At 43.7% G+C, this 22,154-nt stretch carries 20 protein-coding genes; 12 read left to right on the top strand and 8 right to left on the bottom strand.

The window, feature by feature from the left end; genetic code table 11:
- Nucleotides 1-2 precede the first annotated feature (2 nt).
- Genes HPK16_RS06375 through HPK16_RS06365 form a run of 3 tightly spaced genes read right to left on the bottom strand, consistent with a single transcriptional unit; the run spans nt 3 to nt 3,600 of the window.
- On the bottom strand, nt 3-1,238 hold the full coding sequence (locus HPK16_RS06375; RefSeq protein ID WP_181676173.1) for an ABC transporter permease: 1,236 nt from the start codon (nt 1,236-1,238) through the stop codon (nt 3-5).
- Nucleotides 1,231-2,127, bottom strand: coding sequence for an ABC transporter ATP-binding protein (locus tag HPK16_RS06370; RefSeq protein ID WP_181676172.1), 897 nt, complete (start codon nt 2,125-2,127; stop codon nt 1,231-1,233). Before HPK16_RS06370 ends, HPK16_RS06375 begins: the two co-directional genes overlap by 8 nt.
- A 24-nt stretch (nt 2,128-2,151) precedes the next feature.
- Nucleotides 2,152-3,600 (bottom strand): AcpB/EbpR/MafR family transcriptional regulator, encoded by a 1,449-nt coding sequence (locus tag HPK16_RS06365; RefSeq protein WP_181676171.1) that lies wholly within the window; start codon nt 3,598-3,600, stop codon nt 2,152-2,154.
- A gap of 146 nt (nt 3,601-3,746) precedes the next feature.
- Here HPK16_RS06365 and HPK16_RS06360 point away from each other — a divergent pair, with 146 nt between their 5' ends.
- The 4 genes from HPK16_RS06360 to HPK16_RS06345 all read left to right on the top strand — a co-directional run bounded on the left by HPK16_RS06360 (nt 3,747) and on the right by HPK16_RS06345 (nt 7,696).
- A complete protein-coding gene (locus HPK16_RS06360) occupies nt 3,747-4,394 on the top strand; it encodes a GntR family transcriptional regulator (protein ID WP_181676170.1) in 648 nt (215 codons plus the stop codon).
- A gap of 357 nt (nt 4,395-4,751) precedes the next feature.
- Nucleotides 4,752-5,495 carry a (Fe-S)-binding protein gene (locus HPK16_RS06355; RefSeq protein ID WP_181676169.1) on the top strand — a complete coding sequence of 248 codons (744 nt, stop codon included), beginning with the start codon at nt 4,752-4,754 and terminating at the stop codon, nt 5,493-5,495.
- 15 nt (nt 5,496-5,510) lie between these two features.
- Entirely contained in the window at nt 5,511-6,983 is a 1,473-nt protein-coding gene (locus HPK16_RS06350; protein ID WP_181676168.1) for a LutB/LldF family L-lactate oxidation iron-sulfur protein, read from the top strand.
- Complete coding sequence (locus HPK16_RS06345) at nt 6,980-7,696, top strand: LutC/YkgG family protein (RefSeq protein ID WP_181676167.1); 717 nt, start codon at nt 6,980-6,982, stop codon at nt 7,694-7,696. Before HPK16_RS06350 ends, HPK16_RS06345 begins: the two co-directional genes overlap by 4 nt.
- 60 nt (nt 7,697-7,756) lie before the next feature.
- On the opposite strand, the gene HPK16_RS06340 is transcribed toward HPK16_RS06345, so the two are convergent.
- Nucleotides 7,757-8,407 carry a Crp/Fnr family transcriptional regulator gene (locus HPK16_RS06340; RefSeq protein ID WP_181676166.1) on the bottom strand — a complete coding sequence of 217 codons (651 nt, stop codon included), beginning with the start codon at nt 8,405-8,407 and terminating at the stop codon, nt 7,757-7,759.
- 301 nt (nt 8,408-8,708) lie between these two features.
- On the opposite strand from HPK16_RS06340, the gene HPK16_RS06335 reads away from it, so the two are divergent.
- On the top strand, nt 8,709-11,054 hold the full coding sequence (locus tag HPK16_RS06335; RefSeq protein WP_181676165.1) for a cation-translocating P-type ATPase: 2,346 nt from the start codon (nt 8,709-8,711) through the stop codon (nt 11,052-11,054).
- Between the two features lie 396 nt (nt 11,055-11,450).
- On the opposite strand, the gene HPK16_RS06330 is transcribed toward HPK16_RS06335, so the two are convergent.
- The 3 genes from HPK16_RS06330 to HPK16_RS06320 all read right to left on the bottom strand — a co-directional run bounded on the left by HPK16_RS06330 (nt 11,451) and on the right by HPK16_RS06320 (nt 14,766).
- The gene (locus HPK16_RS06330) at nt 11,451-12,806 is read right to left on the bottom strand and encodes an aspartate kinase (RefSeq protein ID WP_181676164.1); all 1,356 of its coding nucleotides are present in this window, start codon (nt 12,804-12,806) and stop codon (nt 11,451-11,453) included.
- Between the two features lie 323 nt (nt 12,807-13,129).
- Nucleotides 13,130-13,696, bottom strand: coding sequence for an NADPH-dependent FMN reductase (locus HPK16_RS06325; RefSeq protein WP_181676163.1), 567 nt, complete (start codon nt 13,694-13,696; stop codon nt 13,130-13,132).
- Between the two features lie 14 nt (nt 13,697-13,710).
- Entirely contained in the window at nt 13,711-14,766 is a 1,056-nt protein-coding gene (locus HPK16_RS06320; protein ID WP_181676162.1) for an LLM class flavin-dependent oxidoreductase, read from the bottom strand.
- A gap of 108 nt (nt 14,767-14,874) precedes the next feature.
- On the opposite strand from HPK16_RS06320, the gene HPK16_RS06315 reads away from it, so the two are divergent.
- Nucleotides 14,875-15,213 (top strand): winged helix-turn-helix transcriptional regulator, encoded by a 339-nt coding sequence (locus HPK16_RS06315; RefSeq protein ID WP_181676161.1) that lies wholly within the window; start codon nt 14,875-14,877, stop codon nt 15,211-15,213.
- Between the two features lie 54 nt (nt 15,214-15,267).
- Here HPK16_RS06315 and HPK16_RS06310 read toward each other — a convergent pair whose 3' ends face one another.
- Nucleotides 15,268-17,226 (bottom strand): fructose-1,6-bisphosphatase, encoded by a 1,959-nt coding sequence (locus tag HPK16_RS06310; protein WP_181676160.1) that lies wholly within the window; start codon nt 17,224-17,226, stop codon nt 15,268-15,270.
- 155 nt (nt 17,227-17,381) lie between these two features.
- On the opposite strand from HPK16_RS06310, the gene HPK16_RS06305 reads away from it, so the two are divergent.
- The 6 genes from HPK16_RS06305 (at nt 17,382) to HPK16_RS06280 (ending at nt 22,152) form a co-directional block, all read left to right on the top strand.
- Nucleotides 17,382-18,110 carry a gamma-glutamyl-gamma-aminobutyrate hydrolase family protein gene (locus HPK16_RS06305; protein WP_246369310.1) on the top strand — a complete coding sequence of 243 codons (729 nt, stop codon included), beginning with the start codon at nt 17,382-17,384 and terminating at the stop codon, nt 18,108-18,110.
- A 65-nt stretch (nt 18,111-18,175) separates the two neighbouring features.
- Nucleotides 18,176-18,592 (top strand): phosphate-starvation-inducible protein PsiE, encoded by a 417-nt coding sequence (psiE, locus tag HPK16_RS06300; protein ID WP_181676158.1) that lies wholly within the window; start codon nt 18,176-18,178, stop codon nt 18,590-18,592.
- A gap of 18 nt (nt 18,593-18,610) precedes the next feature.
- On the top strand, nt 18,611-19,210 hold the full coding sequence (locus tag HPK16_RS06295; RefSeq protein WP_181676157.1) for a short chain dehydrogenase: 600 nt from the start codon (nt 18,611-18,613) through the stop codon (nt 19,208-19,210).
- A gap of 13 nt (nt 19,211-19,223) precedes the next feature.
- Nucleotides 19,224-19,601, top strand: coding sequence for an OsmC family protein (locus HPK16_RS06290; protein ID WP_181676156.1), 378 nt, complete (start codon nt 19,224-19,226; stop codon nt 19,599-19,601).
- Between the two features lie 252 nt (nt 19,602-19,853).
- Complete coding sequence (locus tag HPK16_RS17085; protein WP_181676155.1) at nt 19,854-21,137, top strand: glycosyltransferase; 1,284 nt, start codon at nt 19,854-19,856, stop codon at nt 21,135-21,137.
- Nucleotides 21,130-22,152 carry a glycosyltransferase family 4 protein gene (locus HPK16_RS06280; RefSeq protein ID WP_181676154.1) on the top strand — a complete coding sequence of 341 codons (1,023 nt, stop codon included), beginning with the start codon at nt 21,130-21,132 and terminating at the stop codon, nt 22,150-22,152. The genes HPK16_RS17085 and HPK16_RS06280 overlap by 8 nt, the downstream gene beginning before the upstream one ends.
- Nucleotides 22,153-22,154: the final 2 nt, after the last annotated feature.

Below are 22,154 nucleotides of genomic sequence, written 5' to 3'. Positions count from 1 at the left end.
TTCTAGTCGCGTTTCGCATATTTTAAGGATGTTTTCCAAGTTTTGAGTAGGCCGTCGTTTGTATAAAGAAGTACGTTGCCGCGGTAAAGTCGGATTGCTAGCCAGAATGCTAGGGCGTTGGTTAGGACAAGAATACCGAGTGAGATGAAGATACCGGTGGCGTCCACGGCGAGCAAATCCATTCGGGCAAGCATCATCATTGGTGAGAACGTCGGCACGTAAGAACCAATCACGACGAGCATATTATTCGGTGCATTTGCGGCTGCAATCGACCCCCAGTAGCCAACAATGGCAAACATCGTCATCGGATACATGAATTGTGACACGGTTTCAACGTTCGGTGCCATCGAGCCGATAATGGCTGAAAGTAGGATGTAGAGTAGCAAGCCGAGCACGACGAACAGGATATTTAGAATCAGATAATATGTCGGGAATTGGGCTAGTTGGTCCAGTATGCCTTGAATCATCTCGGTATTTTTACCGCCAATCATGACAACCGCAATACATAGTCCATAAAAGGCAATCTGGGTGAGCAACATGAGTAAAATAGCGGTCAATTTGGCCATTAAATGGGTAGTTGATGAGACACTGGATAAAATGATTTCCATAATCCGTGTGCCTTTTTCGTTCGCGATTTCTGCTGCAACAATGCTAGCGTAACTCATCACGAAGATGAAAATAACGAGTGTTAGCATCAAAATCGCTGCGCTCATCGCTTCTTTTTGGCTGTTGGTTAATTGATCATTGGATAGCAACTCATTTTTGACGGGTACTGGTGTTGTGAGGCTCGCGAGTTGTTTTTCCGTAATGTTGTATTCTTTGATTTTCTGTTGCAGTGTCACGGTTGTTATGTCATTTTGTAAGGCCGTGATGAGTGAGTTTCCTGCCGTTTCTTGGGATGTGTAGACGGCGCTTACTTCATTGCCAAGTGGTGTGATGGTCACGAAGCCTTCGATATCGCCGTCTGTTAGTGCTTTTTTGGCTTTCTTTTCGGTATCGATTTTTTTATCGACTTTGAAATTAGCTTTATCTGCTGCGATGGCCATTGAAAAAGCTGGATTTTCAGAGATTACGGCGATTTTTGTTGGCTCGTCACCACCGCCGAAGTAGTCAACTATTTTTGGTAGGGCGAAGATTGCCGCACCGATAAGTAGTGGGAGTAGAAGTGAGATTAGGAATGATTTTGTTTTGACGCGACGTTTGTAGACTTGTGATGTTATGACCCAGAATTTACTCATTCGTCTCACCTGCTTTCCATTTGAAAATTTCTTCGAGTGTTGGTGGCTCTAAGCTAAACATTGGAATGAAACCATCTTTTGTGACGAAATCAAATACGGTGTTGGCATCAGATTCTTCTGCTAGGTGAACGATCCGGATGCCTTTGTGATTTTCGATTTGCGTGACGCCAGGTAAGGCGGCTAATGCTTCTGTTGGATGTGGCGCGTCTAGCATGATTCGTTTGCGCCCAAAACTGTTTTTTACGTCTTCGGATTTGCCGCGTAATACGGTTTTTCCTTGTTTTAGCATCACGAGTGAGTCGCATAATTCATCGACGTTTTCCATGCGGTGACTCGAAAAAATAATGGTTGCACCGTCTTCTTTGAGATCAAACACGAATTTCTTCAGGATTTCGGCGTTGACGGGGTCGAGGCCGCTGAATGGTTCGTCTAGAATGACCAGTTTTGGACGGTGAATAATCGTGCTGATTAGTTGGATTTTTTGCTGATTCCCTTTGGATAGCGTCTTGACAAGATCGGTCTTTTTGCCGACGATTTCCGCGCGTTCCATCCAAAGATCGATTTCGGGCTTAATTTTAGCGCGAGAATAGCCTTTTAACTCCGCGAAAAAGGTGATTTGGTCTTCAATAGTAACGTTTGGATAAAGGCCACGTTCTTCTGGCAAATACCCAATGATGTCTGTGTTTATTTTGGAGATGTTTTGGTTATCCCAGAGAATTTCACCGCTGTTTGGACGTAGAAAATTAAGAATAAGGCGGAATGTTGTTGTTTTACCAGCGCCGTTTTGACCGATTAGACCGAGTATTTCGCCTTCGTTAATCTGGAAATGTAAATCATCGACGGCTGTTTTTTCGCCGAATAGTTTGGATACGTTATTGACTTGTAACATGTGGGTATCAGCTCCTTTTTGATTTTACAGTAGTTCTTCTTTTTGCTGTGTTTTTTCGTTGAGATAGGCATCGAGCATTTGCCAGTCGCGCAATGTCGGGTTGGTATTCCAGACGAGTTGCGGGATGGTATTATGAGGTAATGGCAAGTCGGTAATGATGAAATCGGCTTGTGGGTGCCCACTACCAACAATAATGAGTTGTTGCGCGGAATAGCGTGAGCGAATGGTTTTCTTCACAAGATCCTCCCATAAAAAGCCGTTTTGTGAGAAAATTTTTGCGGTTAGGACAGCTGGACGCGCCGTTCGTTCCATCGCGGTTTGGATGCTTATTCCGATGCGATACATTAGGACATCGTGATTTTCGCGTAAGTAAGCGTACACTGGTTCTTGGGCGAATGTTTGGAAAATAGTCGCAATCTGTTGTTCTAAATCAGGGGATAAAACGTGTTCTTCCTTGATTAAAAAACGTTCTTGTGCAAGGAAAAGCGGGCTTTCGACGGCATGAAACATAGAAAAAGTGTCAATGAGACTAACCATTAAATCATCCTCGTCCCAGCCAATCTTCGGCAAAATATTGAAAATAGCTTCGACAAGACGATAAGTCACTGGGTTTGCTTCTTTACTCGTCTCGATTCGCGCCGTTCTAGATTTTTCGGAATTATAGGATTTAGAACAAAAGAAAATACAAGATAAGATAAAAATGGATTCGGATTCAGAAATCTCGATATGAGTCGCGTCTGAAAGTATTTGAAAAGCTTCAGCGAGGTCGTTACGTTCATTATATACTTTCCATGTGCGCGTAGTTCTCGTGCCACGACTATCGATTGGGTAACCACGTTTGATGCGAGTGAGGGAAAGCCCAACCCAAGCGGCATATTGAATTTTTGCTGCTGGTGAAAAATATATATCTAATTTTCGCATAATATCTTCAATAAAGCCATCGATAATTTCCCAGTTGATGTCGATGAAAAACAGGTCTTGAGCGGGATAGGCATTGAAGAATAAGTCGTAATATAGGAAGCGGATTTGCGATTCTTTGCCAATGAGGTGAAGCGGTTTATTCTCGAGTTGCAGGTGAATCGATTTTAAATAGCGGTGAACGGGCGTTAGCTTACGGTAGATTGTTGCCGGGCTGACGAAATTTTCTTGGCACCAGACGGCGAGCGAAATCTCTTTTTCATCGTAAATATCATAGCAAAGTCGGAATAAATACGTTTCTGAAAAGAAGGCGGAGAAAAGGTGAATAAAATTTTCATCGAATGGTTTTTCTAGAAGAATGCCTTCATTTGTATTGATAAGTTGCCATTTGTCGGGTAGGGAATTTTCTAGACTTTTCATTTCGCGGGCGAGCGTTTTTTTGGAACAGCGCACGAGTTTGCAAATTTCTTGACGGTCCCAGATTTTGTGATCGGATAAAAGGACTTTAATGATGAGCAATTGGCGTTCTTTATCTTTTTCTAAAATACCGTTCATGGTGACATCATCCTTTCTCGGTTAATCGAACTTCTTATTTTTGCTGTTCTTCAAAGACAACTTTGAGAGAGCCACCTCTTTTTTAGTAGGTGTATATAGTTTACAATGAATAGAGATAATAATAAGCGGAAAAGCGGGTAATAATTATGATTCTAAACAATGATCGTGTAGCAGATGAGATTTATGCTTCTATAAAAACGGCAGTTCTTTGCCAAAAATATGAAATTGGTGACACGATTGAGGTGCAGGATTTGGCAGCTGAATTTGGTGTGTCGAGCCATATTGCAGAGCAAGCGCTCCAGTTGTTATGTCAAAGAGGACTGTTGAATCAGCTTACGGCAACTATGTATGATGTGAAAGAAACGCATAGTAAAGAGTTTTATTACTCGGGTCGGTTTCAAATTATGTTTTTGAATATGGAGTACATTATCCAACGATTAAAAGAAACGAATATTCCGATTGTGAAGAGCCCATTGAGTGCACACTTAGAAGTGATGAAGGTTGGGGTTCAGAATCGTGATTATACAGCTTATATTAACGCGTGTGAGGGGTTCTATTTAGAACTTTGCGAACAAGCTAATATGAGCAGCTTAGGTAAGAGTTTGAGAACGATTAATGAGCAACTAACGGCGTTTGATGATATATTTGGTAAGAAATTTTTGTTGACTTCATCTATGTGTACGGTTGAGGCTGTGGAACTTATTTTGGTTGCGCTGGAAGATCGCGATTATGAGCAAGCAATCAGTGTTGTGCAACAATTGTATCATTATTATATTTCATTGTTGGTAGATTAGCTAACTCCTCTTAATAGTAGCGCTTTCGGTGAGATAATGCCATTAAAAAATGCGATTTGTGGGGAATATTTTTGTTTGGGGATAAAACAGCTTTTTGATGTGGGGAGACTGCATCGGAAAGTTGTTTTTTTAGATTAGAAAATAAGGATAAATACAGGGAAAACCACTTTTAAACCTCGTTTTTCAGTGGTTTTTGTTTGGGTATTAGATGTATTAGGAAGTGGCTATTTGTCTATGTTTCTATCCATTGTATGCGGATAATCGTTATTCTTCAAGGGTTTCCATTCGTTTTTCACTATTTTTTATGCTAGAATTTAATGATAGAAGAAGATGCAAAAGATGATGGAGGCGTATAGTATGAAGGTCAGTATTTTTTCAACGTGTCTTGTGGATATGATGTTTCCGAATGTAGGGATTGCGATGGTGGAATCTTTGGAACGACTTGGTTGTGAGACGGATTTTCCGGAGTCGCAAGTGTGTTGTGGGCAACCTACTTATAACAGCGGTTACATGGAGAAGACGCGGGCGACGTTAATCAATCAATTGGAGGCTTTTAAGGATTCGGAGTATGTGGTTGGGCCATCGGGATCGTGTGTCGGAATGATACGGGAGTATGCGGAGATTTTTAAAGATGACCCCGAATATGCGGATGCGGCGCGGGAACTTGGCGCGAAAACCTATGAATATTCACAGTTTTTATATCATGTGTTGGGCGTAACGGATGTTGGCGCGACGCTCGAAGGCAAGGCTACATATCATCGTTCGTGCCATATGACGCGGATTTTAGGCGAAAAAGAGGCGCCGTATGCGTTGCTTGCGGAGGTGCGTGGATTGGAACTCGTGCCATTGCCACACGTGGAAAATTGCTGCGGTTTTGGTGGCACTTTTTCAGTGAAGATGCCGGCGATTTCGGAGCAGATGGTGGAGGAAAAAATGATGGACGTCGTGGCGACGGATGCGGAAATTCTAATCAGCGCGGATATGGGTTGTTTGATGAATATCGGTGGGAAATTCAATCGTGAGGGCAAGGAAATCAAGATTATGCATATCGCGGAAGTGTTGAATAGTAATGTCACAAAGCCTGTTCGGGCAATCGGTTAAGGGGGATTCTTGGAAATGGGATTATCGACGAGTACGAAGGATTTTGATACGCGGGTGAAGGAGAGTCTGGATGATGCGTTTATGCAAAAAGCGGTCGCCAAGGCGCAGGATGACCAGTGGGTGAAACGGGAAACATCGCGGGAGAACTTGGGAAACTGGGAAGAGTGGCGTGATCTCGGAGAACAGATTCGGCAACATACGCTTGAGAACTTGGATTTTTACTTGGAGCAGTTTAGCGATAATGTGACGAAGAACGGTGGCAAGGTATTTTTTGCGTCGACGGAGCAGGAGGCAACGGATTATGTAAAAGACGTGATTCGGCAGAAAAATGCGAAGAAAATCGTGAAGTCGAAATCGATGGTGACGACGGAGATTGATTTGGATCGGTTGCTTCTTGAAATGGACGGGGTTTCGGTGATGGAGACGGATCTCGCGGAATTTATTTTACAGATGGATGATTGGGATGAGCCGTCGCATATTGTTTTTCCGGATATACATAAGAACCGGGAGCAGATTCGGCTGGTTTTTAAGGAGAAGCTAGGGTATGACGGGGACAATGAGCCGGAGCATATGGCGCGGTTTGCTCGCGAGGTGTTGCGGGAATTTTTCCTAGATGCGGATGTCGGGATTACGGGCTGTAATTTTGCGATTGCGAGCAGTGGCATGGTGAATTTGGTGACGAATGAGGGGAACGCGGATTTATGCGAGAGCATTCCTGATACGCAGATTGTGTTGATGGGGATGGAGCGCATTGTGCCGAATATGGCGGACGCGGAAGTGATGGATAATTTGTTGTCGCGCAGTGCGGTCGGTCAGAGTTTGACGAGTTACATTACTTTTTCGGGGCCAAAATTGACGGAGGAATCGGATGGGCCGGATGATTTTCATGTGGTGATTCTGGATAATAAACGTTCGGAGGCGCTAGGTACGGAGTTTCAGTCGGTGTTGCAATGTATTCGCTGTGGGTCGTGTTTGAATGTGTGCCCGGTGTATCGGACGATTGGTGGTCATGGTTACGGCTCGATTTATCCAGGTCCGATTGGTGCGGTGCTGTCGCCGGTTCTTGGCGGTTACGAACAGTTTGGCGAGTTGCCTTACGCATCGAGTCTGTGCGGTGCTTGTACGGATACGTGCCCTGTCAAAATTCCACTTCATGGCTTGCTGGTTGAACATCGGCGGGTGATGACGGACGAGCTGAAAATGGGACATGGTTTCGTGGATAAGCAAATGCGCTTCATCGCAAAAGCTACCTCGTCGCCGTTCTTGTTTAAGCAGGCGCTCAAATTTGGCCATGTCGGGCTGGGTGTTCTTGGCGCGAAACCGTCTTCTACGACGGAAAATTTATATCAATATGGCGGCTTTATTTCCGGTGGATTTGGCTTGATTAAAGGTTGGACGAGCGTGCGTGATTTGCCGAGACCGCCGAAAGAGCGCGATAATTTCAGGTCATGGTATAAAAATCGGGAACAGGGAGGTGCGGCGAAATGACAGCGACGGATAACCGGGAAGCATTTTTGAATGGGATTGCGGAGAAATTGGGTCGGGAGCGGCGCCGAACTGGTGTGGTGCGACCTGAACGCGTGCATAATATTGCGGATGAGACGCTTGTTGGGAAAACGCAGGATGAGTTGCTGGTGATTGCGAAAGAGGCTTGTTCACGGATTCATACCGATGTGGTGGAAACGACTGTCGCGGAACTAGCAGCGCACATCGAAAAAATCGCTACCAATTATGGTAACGAGTCGGTGCTTATTGCGGATGATCCACGATTCGGCGAATTCGGATTACAGAATTTAGCGGATAATGCGTGGCATGATTGCTCCGTATCTATTTGGAAAGAAGGACGGGAAAATCGTGCGGCGAACATTGCTACGGCTGCTGACGCGAATATTGCGATTGCTTTCGCAGATTTTCTTCTCGCAGAAAGTGGCTCGGTCGTTGTGGAGTCGAGTCCTAAGCAAGGCAGGACGCTTCATTTTTTACCAGTACACTACATTGCGATTGTTCCAAAAAGCAAGATTGTTCCACGTTCCACGCAAGCGGCAGACTATTATGATGCGCGTATTGCGAGCGGTCAGGAAATTGGTTCTTCCATCAATTTCATCTCAGGCCCGTCGAATTCAGGCGATATCGAGATGCAACTGGTCGTCGGCGTTCATGGACCGATTAGCGTCACTTATGTAGTAGTAACAGATAAATAGGTCGAATAAAAAGTCATGTTTAGTCCAGCGCTAAGCATGATTTTTTATTCGACCTATTTTTTAAGCTTCGTTCTCTTCACCAATTAGAAGTACGCGGGCATTAAAGATAACACGGCCTTCTTCCATCAATTGTTGCAAGTGGTTTGTCAGCGTATTAAGACTCACACCAGCATAGTTCGCAATCATTTTTCTTGATAAATATCTCGGCAATTCGATCATACCTTGGTCATCCGCTTTCGGGTTGTAACGTGTCGCTAATGTGTGGATAAACGCAGCGATCCTATTTTTCGTATCTAAAGTTGCTTGGATTTGCTTCTTTTCTAAACGGCGTTGAATCGTCTGTAGCATGTGGTAGTGTTGCAATTGAATCTCTGAATTCTGCGCGATTTTATTAAATACATCACTTTGTGTAAATCTCCAAACCGTTACTTCGTCTGTCAAAGCTTTTCCAAATAGTTGGCTAGAGTAAACATTGTAATCCAGTAAATCACCTTCGCCAGCAAAGTCAATCGCTACATTTGCGTTGGAGAAGATACCAGCAACACCAGCTACAATGACAAAGATGTATGGCGTGTCGTTCGTTGCTGTTAATTCGATTTTGTCATTCTTCTTTAATTCCAATCTTTCCTTGGCGATATCTGACTCGAGTAGGGATGTTAGGAATTTTCCGGCTTGTATTTTTGTATCTAATGTTAAAGTATTTGTTTTCATCGTATCTCCTCCTGCAATTTTTTTGGCGTTCCTTAACTGCCTCTATAACCATTAAACCATGAATACCGAAATTGGGGAATTCAATCTTGTCATCAAAATGGACAGAAATGAAAAAAATGATTTTTATGGAATCTAATGACGGAAAAAAGGGTAGTATTAGTATATGTGATAAAAGTCAGAGAAACTATGAGAAAAAGAGGCAAATCTCATCGTATTTTTATTTTTCTCTGATATAATCTGGACATGAATAAAATATACAGAGTTATGGGAATGCATTCTAAAGCGAAAAGGATCTGGTGAGATGGGAAATAAAACGAAAACACCAGCAGGCTTAACTTCCAGCGAGGTTGCCGAGCGAGTAAAACATGGACAGGTCAATCACGCACTCAAGCCGTTAACGCGCAGTGTGTTAGGCATTATACGGGACAATACGTTTACACTTTTTAATATGATAAATGTCGTTATCGCAAGCTTTATTATTCTCGTGGGAAGTTATCAAAATCTGCTGTTTCTCGGCGTTGCGCTATGCAATACATCGATGGGGATTTTTCAGGAGATTAGGGCGAAGCGGAATATTGACAAACTGACGATTTTGACGCAGGCAAAAGTGAAAGTCATGCGTGATGGCAAGCTTTGTGAACTGGAACAGGACGAGCTCGTGCTTGGAGATGTGATGGTTCTGAATCGCGAAGACCAGATTTGTGCGGATGGGATGATTTTTCAGACGGACGGTTTGGAGGTTGATGAATCGCAATTGACCGGTGAGGCTGAACCTGTTGTGAAACGCTCGGATGACTACGTGATGTCTGGCAGCTATATCGTCAGTGGACAGGCGTACGTGAAGGTTTCAGCTGTCGGAGAACATAGCTTTGTATCGAAAATTTCAATGGAAGTCAAACAGGAGAAACGGCCAGATAGCGAGTTAATCCGCTCGATTAAGAAAATTATCAAGGTATTGACGTTTATCATTATTCCGATTGGATTGGCGCTGTTTTTCTCGAAGTATTTTCAAGGATTGCCGCTGAAGGAATCGGTGCTCGGAACGGCGGCCGCGATGATTGGGATGATTCCAGAAGGGCTCGTGCTGTTGACGAGTATCGCGCTAGCTGTTGGGGTCATCAACTTGGCGAAGCAGAAAGTGCTCGTGAAATCGATGCCGTGTATTGAGACATTGGCGCGTGTGGACGTGCTTTGCTTGGATAAAACGGGGACGATTACAGATGGAAAATTGGATGTGACAGATATCGTGTTGAAGCATCCGCGTATGACGTCTTCACAGATCGATGCTAGTGTTGGCGCTATCGTTGGCTCGCTTTCGGATAATAACGCGACCAGCATTGCCCTCGGTAAACATTTCACAGAGAATCCTGCATGGGAGATTGAGAAGCGTATTCCGTTTTCCTCTGCGCGTAAATGGAGTGGTTGTAGTTTTACGGAGAAGGGCACGTTTTTGATCGGTGCGCCGGAGTTTATTTTCAGAGATTTATCTGCAGAAAACCGGCAGGAATTAGATGAATATGCGCATCAAGGTTTTCGAGTTTTGGCCGTGGCACATTCTTTGGAAACGCTGACGGAAAGCGTTCTGCCGGATCAGTGCGAGTTGCTAGCGTTCATCTTGATTGCGGATAATATTCGCGAAGAAGCGCCAGATACGTTCGCCTTTTTCGCCGCGGAAGGTGTGTCAATCAAGGTTATTTCAGGAGACAATCCGGTGACGGTTTCGAATGTTGCAGTTCGGGCGGGCATTGCGGATGGCGATAAATACATTGATATGAGTGAAGTGGCGGAAGATGCCGATTTGTTGCCAATTATCGAAGCATATACGGTATTTGGCCGCGTAACACCGCATCAAAAGAAAGATTTGATTCGTACTTACAAAAATGAAGGTCGCACAGTGGCGATGACTGGCGATGGCGTTAATGATGTGCTTGCTTTAAAAGAAGCGAACTGTAGCATCGCGATGGCAGAAGGTAGTGACGCCGCACGTAGCGTTTCCGATTTTGTCCTTTTATCCAATAATTTCGACTCGATGATTGGCGTGATGCGTGAAGGCCGACGTGTTGTTAATAATATTGAACGCGTCGCATCCCTTTACCTCATCAAAACAATGTATTCGACGGTACTGGCACTCGCGTTCATTTTCCTAGCAGGCGCGTATCCGTTCCAACCGATTCAACTCAGCCCAATCTCGGCGCTAACAGTTGGAATCCCGTCATTCTTCTTAGCTTTAAAACCCAACTACGACCGCATCAAAGGGCAATTTCTCCACAAAGTATTGCAAACATCCGTGCCCGCAGCCACATGCGTCATCACGTATATCATGCTGATTCTAGGCTTCGGAAACATGCTAGGCTTAAGCTTCGCGCAAACATCAACAATGAATGTGATGCTAACAGGCGCAACATGTTTCGTCGCATTAATCAGCGTCGGTCACCCGTTCGGACGCAAAACAAAAGTACTCGTAGTAACAATGATGGCTGCGTTTGTCTGCTTATTCCTATTCGGTGGCAAATTCTTCTCGCTCGTATCGATTTTCGACTGGCAAATGATGCTTATCTATGTACCACTGCTCGTATCTTGCGGCCCACTCTACTGGTTTATCCGCCATATTATTATGCGTTTTAGTTGGGCAGGTGCAAAAGACTAGATATAAATGCAAAACGAGGCTGAGACAAAACTCAAGACAAAGTAAAAGCGCCCTCCCATTTCTTCGGGTAGGACGAAAATTCTGCTTTATACAAATCGAGCGAAAGCGTTTGTATTCAGGGGATTTGGTGGAAGCCGGAGAGCTGCGCATACTGGTGTATGTGATGACTGAAAACAGGGAGAGGGTAGTTTCCTCGACCATGCGAGAAGTTAAGCGAAACTGCTCTTGTGTAGCAGAACCGCACGATATACCGCATCCTTATTCTAAATCCCATGAAGGAACGCCTATTCGTGATACTCATAGGCATATTGGGGCTCTAACTCATTACCATTCGAAGAGCCCCAACAATGCGAACGCTTGTCGCCGATTTATCTGGGTTATGTCCTAAACTCTTTTTTATTTTGCGTCAAAAAATTCATTATACAACGCACGTACTGCTTTTTTCTCTTCCTCTTCTTTCACGCCGAACATGATGCTCACCTCAGATGACCCTTGGTTGATCATCTCGATGTTGACGTGTGCCTCAGATAAAGCTTTCGAAGCTCGTGCCGTAGTTCCGACGTTATGCTTCATCGCCTCACCAACAACCATGACAAGCGCGATGCCGTGCTCGATAATGACCTCATCAGATGATAACTCATTTTTTAAGCGATCTAAAACGGTTGTCTCTGTCTGGCGATCCATCTGATTTTCCCGCAAAATAATCGTCAAATCATCAATCCCAGAAGGCATATGCTCATAGGTCAAGCCTGCATCTTCCAAAATCTCCAAGACTTTGCGACCAAACCCGATCTCACGGTTCATCAAATATTTCGTAATATAAATACTGCAAAAACCGCCATCACTCGCAATCCCAACGACAGGTCCATTCGTATTTTCCCGATGATGAATCACACGCGTACCAGGCAATTCCGGGCGATTCGTATTTTTAATTTGCACAGGAATTCCCGCTTGGAAGGCTGGGACGAGCGCCTCATCATGGAATACCGAAAAACCAGCGTAAGACAGTTCACGCATTTCCCGATACGTCAGCTCCACAATCGCGCTCGGTTTATGCACAATCGAAGGATTTACCGCATAAACGGCATCCACATCGGTGAAATTCTCATAAACATCCGCCTTCACACCATTCGCCACAATTGCCCCTGTAATATCCGAGCCACTGCGCGAAAACGTACTGATTTCGCCATCCTTCGTATAACCGAAGAACCCCGGAAAAACAACAATCCCATCGCGTTCCAACAACTTGTACAAGTTATCATAGCTCTCCGATAGAACTTGCGCATTTCCCGGCTCATCCGTCACAAAAAGCCCAGCGTCTTTCGGATTCACATAATGCGCCTCTGTTCCTTGACTACGGAAAAACGCCGCAATCAGTTTGGCGTTGTTATCCTCACCACTCGCCTTAATCCGGTCCATGTACCGATCAGGATTCCTCTTATCCGATGATAGAAGTTCCTTGAAATCCCGCGTAATTCGCGCCATCACTTCCTCGCCAAGCCCAAGCTCATCTGCAATTGATGCATAGCGAGCCAACACTTCCTGCTCCAAATCCGACGCCGTTTCCCCTAAGAGATGTTTCGCGCCACAATCAATTAATAAATCCGTTACCTTCACATCATCTGCAAAACGCTTACCAGGAGCTGATACAACAACGAACTTTCGCTTCGAATCCCCTACCACGATTTTGTATACTTTTTGTAGTTGCGCAGCCGAAGCCAGCGAACTTCCGCCGAATTTAATAACTTTCATTTTTCACACTCCTGATTTAATTCATTTGGCTAAGTATTCTGTTAACGCGATTTCTAAAAATGCCTAGACCATTATATCTATCCATTATGAACGTTTTTGCCAGAAAAAACAATATGTTTTTAGAATTATTAAAATTTGTTTTGCAAAAAAATAAAGTTATGGAGAACACGGGTATGATATGCTGCATTGCAATCATTTAATTTGTAAATAGGGTATGGGCTTTTCCAATTTTATAGTTACAGGTGATTCTACTGTGAATATTTTAAGTAGAAAAGACATGCTCAATCCGCAAATTGAAGCGTCATAAGCATGTCTCTAATCTATCAAAAATCGTAATGGGATTCTTGTTCTAATCGCATAGTTGTGTATGTTTTCGTTAGTAAAATGGTGTCTTCCACGAGACGCTCAAGGCGAAACAGGACATCATCCTCAGTAATTTGTCCACGTAAAAAATCTTTTTCCTCAATAAAAACATAGGATGGGACAATTTGTGCTTTCATGTAGGCTAAGATAGGTTTCAAATTATATTCGCCGATTAAATAATGCTTTGAGGAGCCGGCTGTTAGAACCATACTTGTGATCTTATCACGAAAAGCATCCACAGGAAGGAGGTCAAAAATGTTTTTTAGCGTACCTGGAATAGATGCTTGAAAAATCGGTGTCCCAATGATAATCGCATCTGCGGACATGAGTTCGCGCGTCACGAAAGCAGTATCTCCTTCATAATCAAGATAATTCCTACCATCGCTAAAGATAATATCATAATCGGCGAGGTCAAGCAGTGTTACCTCTATATCATTCTCTTTTTTATTGATTTCTTGCACCACATAATCGATAGCTGTTCTTGTTTTAGAACCAACTTTTGAACCTGACAAAGCAACGATTTTCATCTATTTATCACTCCTTATTTTGATGTATATTTTTTAACAGCAGGCAAAATTTCATTTCCAATGCGCTCAATGTTCTGCATCACTTTTTCAAAAGGAAGACCACCGAAATCAAGCTGTGCCATGTAGCGCTGATGTCCGAAAAGCTCATGCTGATAAAGAATTTTCTCAATAATTTGTTGTGGGCTACCAACATTTAAGACATCTTTCGTACTAGCTCCTTGTGCAAATGTCTGTTTTGGAAAACCGCTACCATTGCTAAGTTTCATGCCCTCGTTAATGTACGGGTACATCTCGGCTTGCGCTTGCTGTGTTGTTTCCGCGGTATAAAAAAGACCGGTAACGGATACAGGGAACTCAGCTGGTTCAAAACCACCACGCCCTAGAGCATCTCGGTAAGCATCCACTGTCCTTTTGAAAATGCTTGCTGGACCACCAAGTGTCGCTAGAGCCATTGGTACACCTGCGATTCCTGCTTTTATTGCACTCGCCGGATGCCCACCAACCGCACGCCAAATGGGCATAGAGCCAGAAACCGGGCGCGGCAGTACTTCGGCATTTCTGAGTGGTGCACGAAACTCCCCTTGCCAATTTACACGTTTATTTTCATTAATTTGCAATAACAAATCAAACTTTTCTTCAAAAAGGGCTTCGTAATCCTGCACATCGTATCCGAGTAATTCGAACAAACCGATTCGGGAGGCGCGTCCTGCAATGATTTCAGCACGACCATTAGAAATTAAATCGAGTGTCGCAAAATTTTCATACACGCGGACTGGATCAGACGTACTAATAATTGTGGCAGAACTAGCAATTTTGATTTTATTTGTTGCCTGAGCGATGGCTCCAAGAATGACGGCATGTGCTTGTGTAGCGAAATATTCTTGATGGCTCTCCCCAATGCTAAAAAAATCGAGTCCGGCCTGCTCGGCTAATGTAGCTGCCTCGATAATATTTTGAATGCGTTCCTTGGCGGAAATACGCTCACCAGTCAATGGATTTGGCATATGATCGCCCAGTGTATACAGTCCGAATTCCATTCCATTAGTATCATCTACACCATAATTTTTCATCGATATCCACCTTTCTCTTATGATCTTAGTATAAAACAATGCGATAATAATTGTAAGTACGTACTTAATGGTGGTATAGTATACAAAAGGATACTAAGGAGGGTATATATGGAATTAGAACCAGAACTTTGCCGTGTAGATGATGCCTTAGGGATTATTGTAGGCAAATGGAAACCGCTTATTTTGTTACTCTTACTGCACGAAGGAACCATGAGATTTAGTGAGCTGAAAAGACGAGTCCCAAATATCACACAAAAGATGCTCACAAGTCAATTACGCGACTTGGAGAAGGAAGATATAATTGTGCGTAAAGTATACCCACAAGTTCCTCCTAAAGTGGAGTATTCGATTTCAGAGTATGGTAGGAGTTTGGAGCCAATTCTAAATGCTATGCATGAATGGGGAGCAAAACATACAATGCGTAAAAAAGAAGCCATCGCGAAATAATAAAAAAAACTGCAACACATTTTTCATTAGAAATAAGAAGTGTTGCAGTTTTTTTTAATGTCGTTCTTTAATCAAACCTTGCCGATACGCGCCCAGCAAGCATTTTAACTCATCAATTTGCTGCAATAAATCTTTCCCAATATCTGTATCACGAACGAGTTTCCGCTCGGTTTCGGTCTCAATTACCTGACGTGTCGAGAGAATATCGGTTTCCTCCTGAATCGCGTCCTCTGTCGAAGTAAACGGCTGATGGGAAACGAGTTGCAGCCCAAAAGAGTTGTACAAAAGCGTATAGCCGGCCAGACCTGTTGTTTTCTGGTAAGCAGGGGAGAAGCCGCCATCGATGACGAGCATCTTGCCACCCGCCTTAATCGGGCTCTCACCCTTACCTTCTTTGACTGGCGTATGGCCGTTAATAATATGGCCACTTGAATCCAAGTCGAATTCGGCCAGAATCTGATGGCAAATCTGCTCCTCGTTTCGCAGTTTATAATAGGCGTTCTTCTCCTCCACATGCGTCTCTTTATCCTCCACAAAATAACGCTCAAACGTCGTCATTTCACTTTTTCCAAATAAGGAAGAGGCGGCGCCGGTCCATAAATACCAAACGATGTCGAGTGCATATTTCTTTTCTGGGGTTCCACTTGTCCGGAAATAGCCTTCTCGTGCGATTTGTTCAAATTGTTCCAGCAATGCCCGACCAGCGTATTTCTGCCCTTTTAGCGTCAGCTCCATAAAACTACCATCTTCGTTCAGCGGAATACAGCCGTGATACAGCAGATTGCTATTGTAAGTCAGAACCATACTTCCTTTCGCGTACAAAAACGAGACGTGGCGCTGCAATTTTTCACAATTTTTAAAAGAGGAGACGAGTTTGTCGATTAGTTCATGCTCTTCAGGCGTGAGCGCGTATGGATTAGTTGGATCAATCGTTGGAAAATGGTGATCTTGGAGCGGGTAGGTTTTCCCTTTAATCGTCACAGTCCCGGCTTCGTAATCGATCATGTCGAGTAACAGTCGGTGCTCCATCTCGAATTCTGGGTGGCGCGCGATGATTTCGCCTTCAAGCTTGAACTGAATCACAGCAATCGCTTTATGCATCCGCGCAATCTGATTAATCTCAGTCGTACTTTGCTCGGTAATCGCGGTTTTTTGAGGTAAAAAGGCGGTGCAAGGATCTTCACCATAATTTTCCTCGGCGAAAAGGGCGAGCGGACGAATCGAAATGCCGTAGCTGTCCTCGATAATATCCAGATTCAAATACCGACTCGAAATCCGTAACACGTTCGCCAAACAAACGCGCGAACCACTCGCAGCGCCCATCCAGAGCATATCGTGATTGCCCCACTGAAAATCGAGAGAATGGTAGCTCATCAAAGAATCCATAATTTTATCAGGATAAGGACCGCGGTCATAGACGTCGCCAACAATATGTAAATGGTCCACAACGAGGCGCTGAATCAGCCGGGCAAGCGCACCGATGAACTCAGCGGCACGGTCAAGCGCGATAATACTCGTGATAATTTCCTGATAATAGAGCGATTTATCCATCACGAGATGATTTTCATGCAGTAATTCTTGCAAAATATATTCAAAATCGGCAGGCATTGCTTTGCGCACCTTGGAGCGGGTATACTTAGAAGAGACGTGGACGCAGAGCTCAATCAATTGAAAAAGGGTACTGCGATACCACAAGTCAAGATTTTCCGTTGTTTCGGAAATCAGATCTAGCTTCTGTTCTGGATAATAGATTAAAGTCGCCAAACTGTTAATCTCGGCGTCCGTTAGCCGATTGCCAAATACATCGTGAATTTTGCGTTTGACAACACCAGAGCCGTTGCGGATTACCTGTTCAAAAGCCTCATATTCCCCGTGTAAATCACTTAAAAAATGCTCTGTGCCTTTTGGTAAGTTAAGGATGGCTTCTAAATTAATGATTTCTGTGGCGGTGCTTGCGATGGTCGGATAGTTACGAGACAACAAACGTAAATACTTGAATTGGTCTGCTTGCATAAATATAATTCCTCCCTTTGTAAAAGCCAGATAATATTAATTGGTATAGTTCATTATAGAGAACGGAGACTCATTTCGCAAGGCAGATGATTCGAATTTTGAAAAACGGTTATGTACTATAGTAGGAAGTAAGCTTTGAGAGGATGCGATTGAAAATGACAGTCATTATCGGAATTTCGGGAACTCGCCGTAGTATGGAGTTTCCACAAAATATATTTGAGGACCGCGCAACGGTGAACGATACGTATGTGAAGGCAGTTGCAAAAGCGGGAGGCGCGCCGATTATTTTGCCGGTAACAGAAACAGGTTATGCGAAGGAGATTGTGGCACATATCGATGGTCTGATACTCACAGGAGGCGACGATATTTCGCCATTTTTATATGGGGAAGAACCATTGGCAAGACTCAGTGGGACGCTACCGGATCGTGATTTATATGAGATGGAACTATTGAAAGAAACGCTAGCTCAAAATAAACCAGTGTTGGCGATTTGTCGCGGTGTTCAACTGATGAATGTAGCTTTTGGTGGCTCGCTTTATCAAGATATTAGTTATGCGCCAGGCATCGAGCGTCAGCATTTACAACATACGGATCCCGCTTTTCCGATTCATTCTGTCACGACAAAGGAGAATTCGGAGTTACGCGCGATTTTTGGTGAGAAGACGATGGTGAACTCGTTGCATCATCAAGTAATCAGAAATGTGGCGGCCGAATTTCACGCGACGGCTTGGGCATCAGATGGGGTAATAGAGGGTCTGGAACGTGAAGGAGAGCTATTTGTCGTTGGTGTGCAGTGGCATCCTGAAATTATGGTGAAACAGGATGATGAAATGTGCGCCTTATTTGAAACCTTCATTCAAAAAGTCGAAGCGAACAACGAGTAAAGCGAATGAATTCTAGGTCAAAATCTGGTACAATAGATAAACACACGAGAGGAGCTGGCAAACAAATGTTAGAATCGATTAAGAAATGGTCGGATAAAACACCACGGTTATTGCGAGCTGCGTTAAATCTGGCCCTAATCCTAGTTGCAGTTATACTCGTTATTGCGATGTTTAAAGAGATTTGGGAGATTTTTCATAGCATTTTTTACGACACTTCTGAGAGCTTTTATCAGATTACCGAAGAAATTCTGGTATTCTTTCTTTATTTTGAGTTTTTAGCCTTGATTATTAAATATTTCGAGATGGAATATCATTTTCCGCTGCGTTACTTTATTTACATCGGGATTACAGCGATTGTACGCTACATTATTATCGACCATGAGAGTGCGCTATCGACGCTGCTTTTATCTGGCGCGATTCTGGTACTTTTAATATCTCTTTTTGTCGCTAATACGAAGACTTTACGGCGGGACACGGATTAGTTTTAGGAGGAATTTTAGATGAAAATAGTAGTGGTTGGAGCAACGGGAACGATTGGAAAAGCAATTGTCGCGAAATTGGAGCAGGAGCATACAGTGATTACGGCGAGTCGTAAAGGGGCAGATATTGCGGTAGATATGACGTCAATCGCGAGTATCCAGGCGATGTATGAGCAAGTTGGAAAAATCGATGCCTTAGTCATTGCGGCAGGCGCTGCTTATTTTGGACCGCTGACAGGGATGACACCAGAAGATAATGAGCAGTCCATTGATGGCAAACTAAAAGGGCAAATGAATCTTGTTTTGCTAGGGATGGAACACGTGAACGATGGTGGTAGTTTCACGTTGGTAACGGGAATCATGATGGATGACCCAATCCGGCAAGGTGCTTCTGCTGCAATGGTTAACGGCGGAATTCGTGCTTTTGTTAAATCAGCTGCAATTGAGTTGCCGCGCGCGATTCGGATTAATAGTGTAAGCCCGAACGTATTGCAAGAATCTTGGGATAAATATGCAGACTTTTTTGTTGGTTTTAACCCGGTTCCTGTCGAGCGAGTGGCACAAGCGTTTGTAAAAAGCGTTCTTGGAGGCCAAACAGGTCAGAATTATGAAGTTTACTAGGAGGAATTAGGATATGGATATAGTAAGAGGGACGAACGGTTTTGACGTGATACATGAGAACGGGAATTGGCAGTTAAATCGAGAAACGGGCTTTTCGCCAACGCAAGCAACTGTCGCGGCCGTAGCAGCATGTAGCGGTTACGTTTACGATTCGATTTTAGAAAAAAAGCGGATAGAGTATACGATTGAGAATATCCACGCTGATTTTGAGCAGGATCAAGAAGCGGTTGTTCGCGTTTTAAAGAAAATCGAAGTGACCTTTACTCTAAAAGTGGCACCAGAAAACCAAGCAAAAGCAGAAAAGGCGCTACATCTAGTGAAAAAATCATGCCCGGTTGCGATGTCCTTAGATCCTAAAATTGAGATTATCGAAAAAGTCATCTTTTCATAATAAAGGCGTAGGTATGAGTAAAAATCAAACCATAGGCCTAGGCAATTTAGGCGACAATGTAGCATAATGTAATTATAAGCACCAAATATGTCGATATTGTAGAAAAATAAAATGATTTTTTGGCTGAATTTTTGTTATAATAAGGATGGACAAGAAAATCAGCGAGTCGCTAAACGTTTAGCGGCTCGCTGATACAAGCTTGGGTAATGGCACGATGGTATTGTATCATGGTGTGGAGGGAAGGCGAAAACAGTGAACATAGGTATTTTTACAGATACTTTTTTTCCGCAGATTAGCGGTGTAGCGACATCAATTAAGACGATGGAAAAAGAGTTAACCAAACGAGGACACAATGTGTATATATTTACAACTTCAGACCCACAGGCTGACTTGGAGGCGGAACAAGGAAAAGTATTCCGTTTTTCAAGCATTCCGTTTGTGTTTTTTCCTGAGCGACGAATCGCAATGACTGGAACGCAAAAGGTGGCCCGTCTAATTAAACGTCTAGAAATTGATGTTATTCATACCCATACGGAGTTTTCGATGGGACTAATCGGGAAAAAAATGGCGAAAAAATTCGATCTTCCTGTTTTGCATACGTATCACACGATGTATGAAGATTATTTACACTATATTGGTAAAGGGAAATTGATTGGTCAAGGCGTGGTGCAAAAGCTAAGTCGCGCGTTCTGTGATTCGATGGATACGGTAATCGTGCCGACGGAGAAAGTGCAGACTTCGCTTAGAAGCTATGGTATTGCCAATCATATTCGAATTATCCCGACTGGTACGGAATTTAAATCGTTTCAACCAGATCGATTTCATGCAGACAATTTAGCGCAAACAAAGGCGGAACTGGGCATTTCTCCAGATGATAAAGTCGTTGTTTCGGTTGGACGCGTGGCGCAAGAAAAAGGTATTGATATTATTGTGAGAGCTTTTCCGAGCGTTTTGGCGAAGGTTCCCAATGCGAAATTACTGATTGTTGGGGATGGGCCTGCGCGTGCGGAGCTTGAAGAACTTGCTTTTACGGAAGATATTTCGAAATCGGTTATCTTTGCAGGAGAACAAGACTGGGAAACAATCGGTCGTTTTTATCAATTGGGTGATGTGTTTGTGAGCGCGTCTACATCGGAAACGCAAGGCATGACGTATATTGAGGCGATGGCATCTGGAATCCCGGTGATTGCAAAATCGGATCGCAGTAATGAGAACCTGATTTTGAATCGAAAAACGGGTCGCAGTTTTAAAGCGGACTGGGAGTTGCCTGGGGTAATGTGCGATATGTTGCAACAACCTGAGGTGGCGCAGCAATTAGCGGCGAATGCGTTACATCATATTGGGAGTTTTTCTTCGGAACGATTCGGCGCGAACATCGAGCAACTGTACATGGAAGTGTGCGAGAATTATGGTTGGGTTGATGGGCAAAGGACGTATGAGCCGGTTGACCAGTATACAGTGAGCAACTATGTTTTAAGCATTCCAGCAGCAGTTCTCCAAAAACGAGATAAGAAAGTGAGAAAATATCATGAATAGAATTACGATGCTATCCTCTGCGGAAAAAGTAAAAGGACAGGGGGTGGCTTCTGCTTATCGAGAGCTAATTAATTTAATGACGACACACCATGCGGATAAGTACGACGTGGCTATTAATACATATCGCAAATCTGAGATAACCCACTATCATACGATCGATTTTCCGTTCTTTTTATCCACATTTGCAAGGAAGCGGCGCGGTGTGATGGTCGGTTATGTGCATTTTTTGCCGGAAACACTGGATGAGAGTTTAGAGCTTCCATGGATTGCGAAAAAAGTTTTTTATAAATATGTAATTATGTTTTACAAGCGGATGGACGTGCTTGTTGTGGTGAATCCGTCGTTTATCCCGCAATTGGTGGCGTATGGTATACCCGAAGAGAAGATTAAGTACATTCCGAATTTTGTGTCTGCGAATACGTTTTATCCGATGGACACGACTGAAAAAATGGCGCTGCGCAAAGAACATGGTATCGCGCAAGATGCGTTTGTAGCCATTGGTGTTGGGCAAGTACAGCATCGTAAAGGTGTGCTGGATTTTATTGAGGTCGCGAAACAGTTGCCGGAGATGCAGTTTATTTGGGCTGGTGGTTTTTCATTTGGGAAAATTACGGCGGGTTATAAAGAATTGAAAGAAATTTATGATAATCCGCCTGCAAATGTTCAGTTTCCTGGGATTGTCGAGCGTGCGGATATGAATAACTATTATAATATGGCAGATGTACTCTTTTTGCCGTCGTTCAATGAATTATTCCCGATGGCGATTCTAGAAGGAATGAGCAGCGGGCTTTCGGTGTTACTTCGCGATTTAGAGCTATATGAAGGGATTCTCGCGGGGAATTACATGGAAGCGTCTGATGTGGCTGGTTTTAAAGCGCAATTAGAACGGATGGCGACTGACCAAGCTTATTTAGAAACAGCAAAAGAGGGCGCGAAAAAAGGTGCGGCGTATTATTCGGAAGCCAGACTGACAGGATTGTGGCAGGAATTTTATGATGGGCTTTTGAAGGGATAGAG

The sequence above is a fragment of the Paenilisteria rustica genome (assembly GCF_013820765.1).
Lineage (GTDB): Bacteria > Bacillota > Bacilli > Lactobacillales > Listeriaceae > Listeria_A > Listeria_A rustica.
Note: the sequence above shows the minus strand (reverse complement) of the source record. Positions and strands in the feature narration are given on the sequence as shown.

What these genes read in the sequence shown, in the direction of transcription:
- HPK16_RS06305 (WP_246369310.1), top strand. Translation starts at nt 17,382, where the DNA reads ATGACAGTCATTATCGGAATTTCGGGAACTCGCCGTAGTATGGAGTTT.
- HPK16_RS06335 (WP_181676165.1), top strand. Translation starts at nt 8,709, where the DNA reads ATGGGAAATAAAACGAAAACACCAGCAGGCTTAACTTCCAGCGAGGTT.
- HPK16_RS06370 (WP_181676172.1), bottom strand. Translation starts at nt 2,127, where the DNA reads ATGTTACAAGTCAATAACGTATCCAAACTATTCGGCGAAAAAACAGCC.
- HPK16_RS06345 (WP_181676167.1), top strand. Translation starts at nt 6,980, where the DNA reads ATGACAGCGACGGATAACCGGGAAGCATTTTTGAATGGGATTGCGGAG.
- HPK16_RS06295 (WP_181676157.1), top strand. Translation starts at nt 18,611, where the DNA reads ATGAAAATAGTAGTGGTTGGAGCAACGGGAACGATTGGAAAAGCAATT.
- psiE (WP_181676158.1), top strand. Translation starts at nt 18,176, where the DNA reads ATGTTAGAATCGATTAAGAAATGGTCGGATAAAACACCACGGTTATTG.
- HPK16_RS06355 (WP_181676169.1), top strand. Translation starts at nt 4,752, where the DNA reads ATGAAGGTCAGTATTTTTTCAACGTGTCTTGTGGATATGATGTTTCCG.
- HPK16_RS06325 (WP_181676163.1), bottom strand. Translation starts at nt 13,696, where the DNA reads ATGAAAATCGTTGCTTTGTCAGGTTCAAAAGTTGGTTCTAAAACAAGA.
- HPK16_RS06280 (WP_181676154.1), top strand. Translation starts at nt 21,130, where the DNA reads ATGAATAGAATTACGATGCTATCCTCTGCGGAAAAAGTAAAAGGACAG.
- HPK16_RS06340 (WP_181676166.1), bottom strand. Translation starts at nt 8,407, where the DNA reads ATGAAAACAAATACTTTAACATTAGATACAAAAATACAAGCCGGAAAA.
- HPK16_RS06310 (WP_181676160.1), bottom strand. Translation starts at nt 17,226, where the DNA reads ATGCAAGCAGACCAATTCAAGTATTTACGTTTGTTGTCTCGTAACTAT.
- HPK16_RS06360 (WP_181676170.1), top strand. Translation starts at nt 3,747, where the DNA reads ATGATTCTAAACAATGATCGTGTAGCAGATGAGATTTATGCTTCTATA.
- HPK16_RS06320 (WP_181676162.1), bottom strand. Translation starts at nt 14,766, where the DNA reads ATGAAAAATTATGGTGTAGATGATACTAATGGAATGGAATTCGGACTG.
- HPK16_RS06375 (WP_181676173.1), bottom strand. Translation starts at nt 1,238, where the DNA reads ATGAGTAAATTCTGGGTCATAACATCACAAGTCTACAAACGTCGCGTC.
- HPK16_RS06330 (WP_181676164.1), bottom strand. Translation starts at nt 12,806, where the DNA reads ATGAAAGTTATTAAATTCGGCGGAAGTTCGCTGGCTTCGGCTGCGCAA.
- HPK16_RS06315 (WP_181676161.1), top strand. Translation starts at nt 14,875, where the DNA reads ATGGAATTAGAACCAGAACTTTGCCGTGTAGATGATGCCTTAGGGATT.
- HPK16_RS06350 (WP_181676168.1), top strand. Translation starts at nt 5,511, where the DNA reads ATGGGATTATCGACGAGTACGAAGGATTTTGATACGCGGGTGAAGGAG.
- HPK16_RS06365 (WP_181676171.1), bottom strand. Translation starts at nt 3,600, where the DNA reads ATGAACGGTATTTTAGAAAAAGATAAAGAACGCCAATTGCTCATCATT.
- HPK16_RS06290 (WP_181676156.1), top strand. Translation starts at nt 19,224, where the DNA reads ATGGATATAGTAAGAGGGACGAACGGTTTTGACGTGATACATGAGAAC.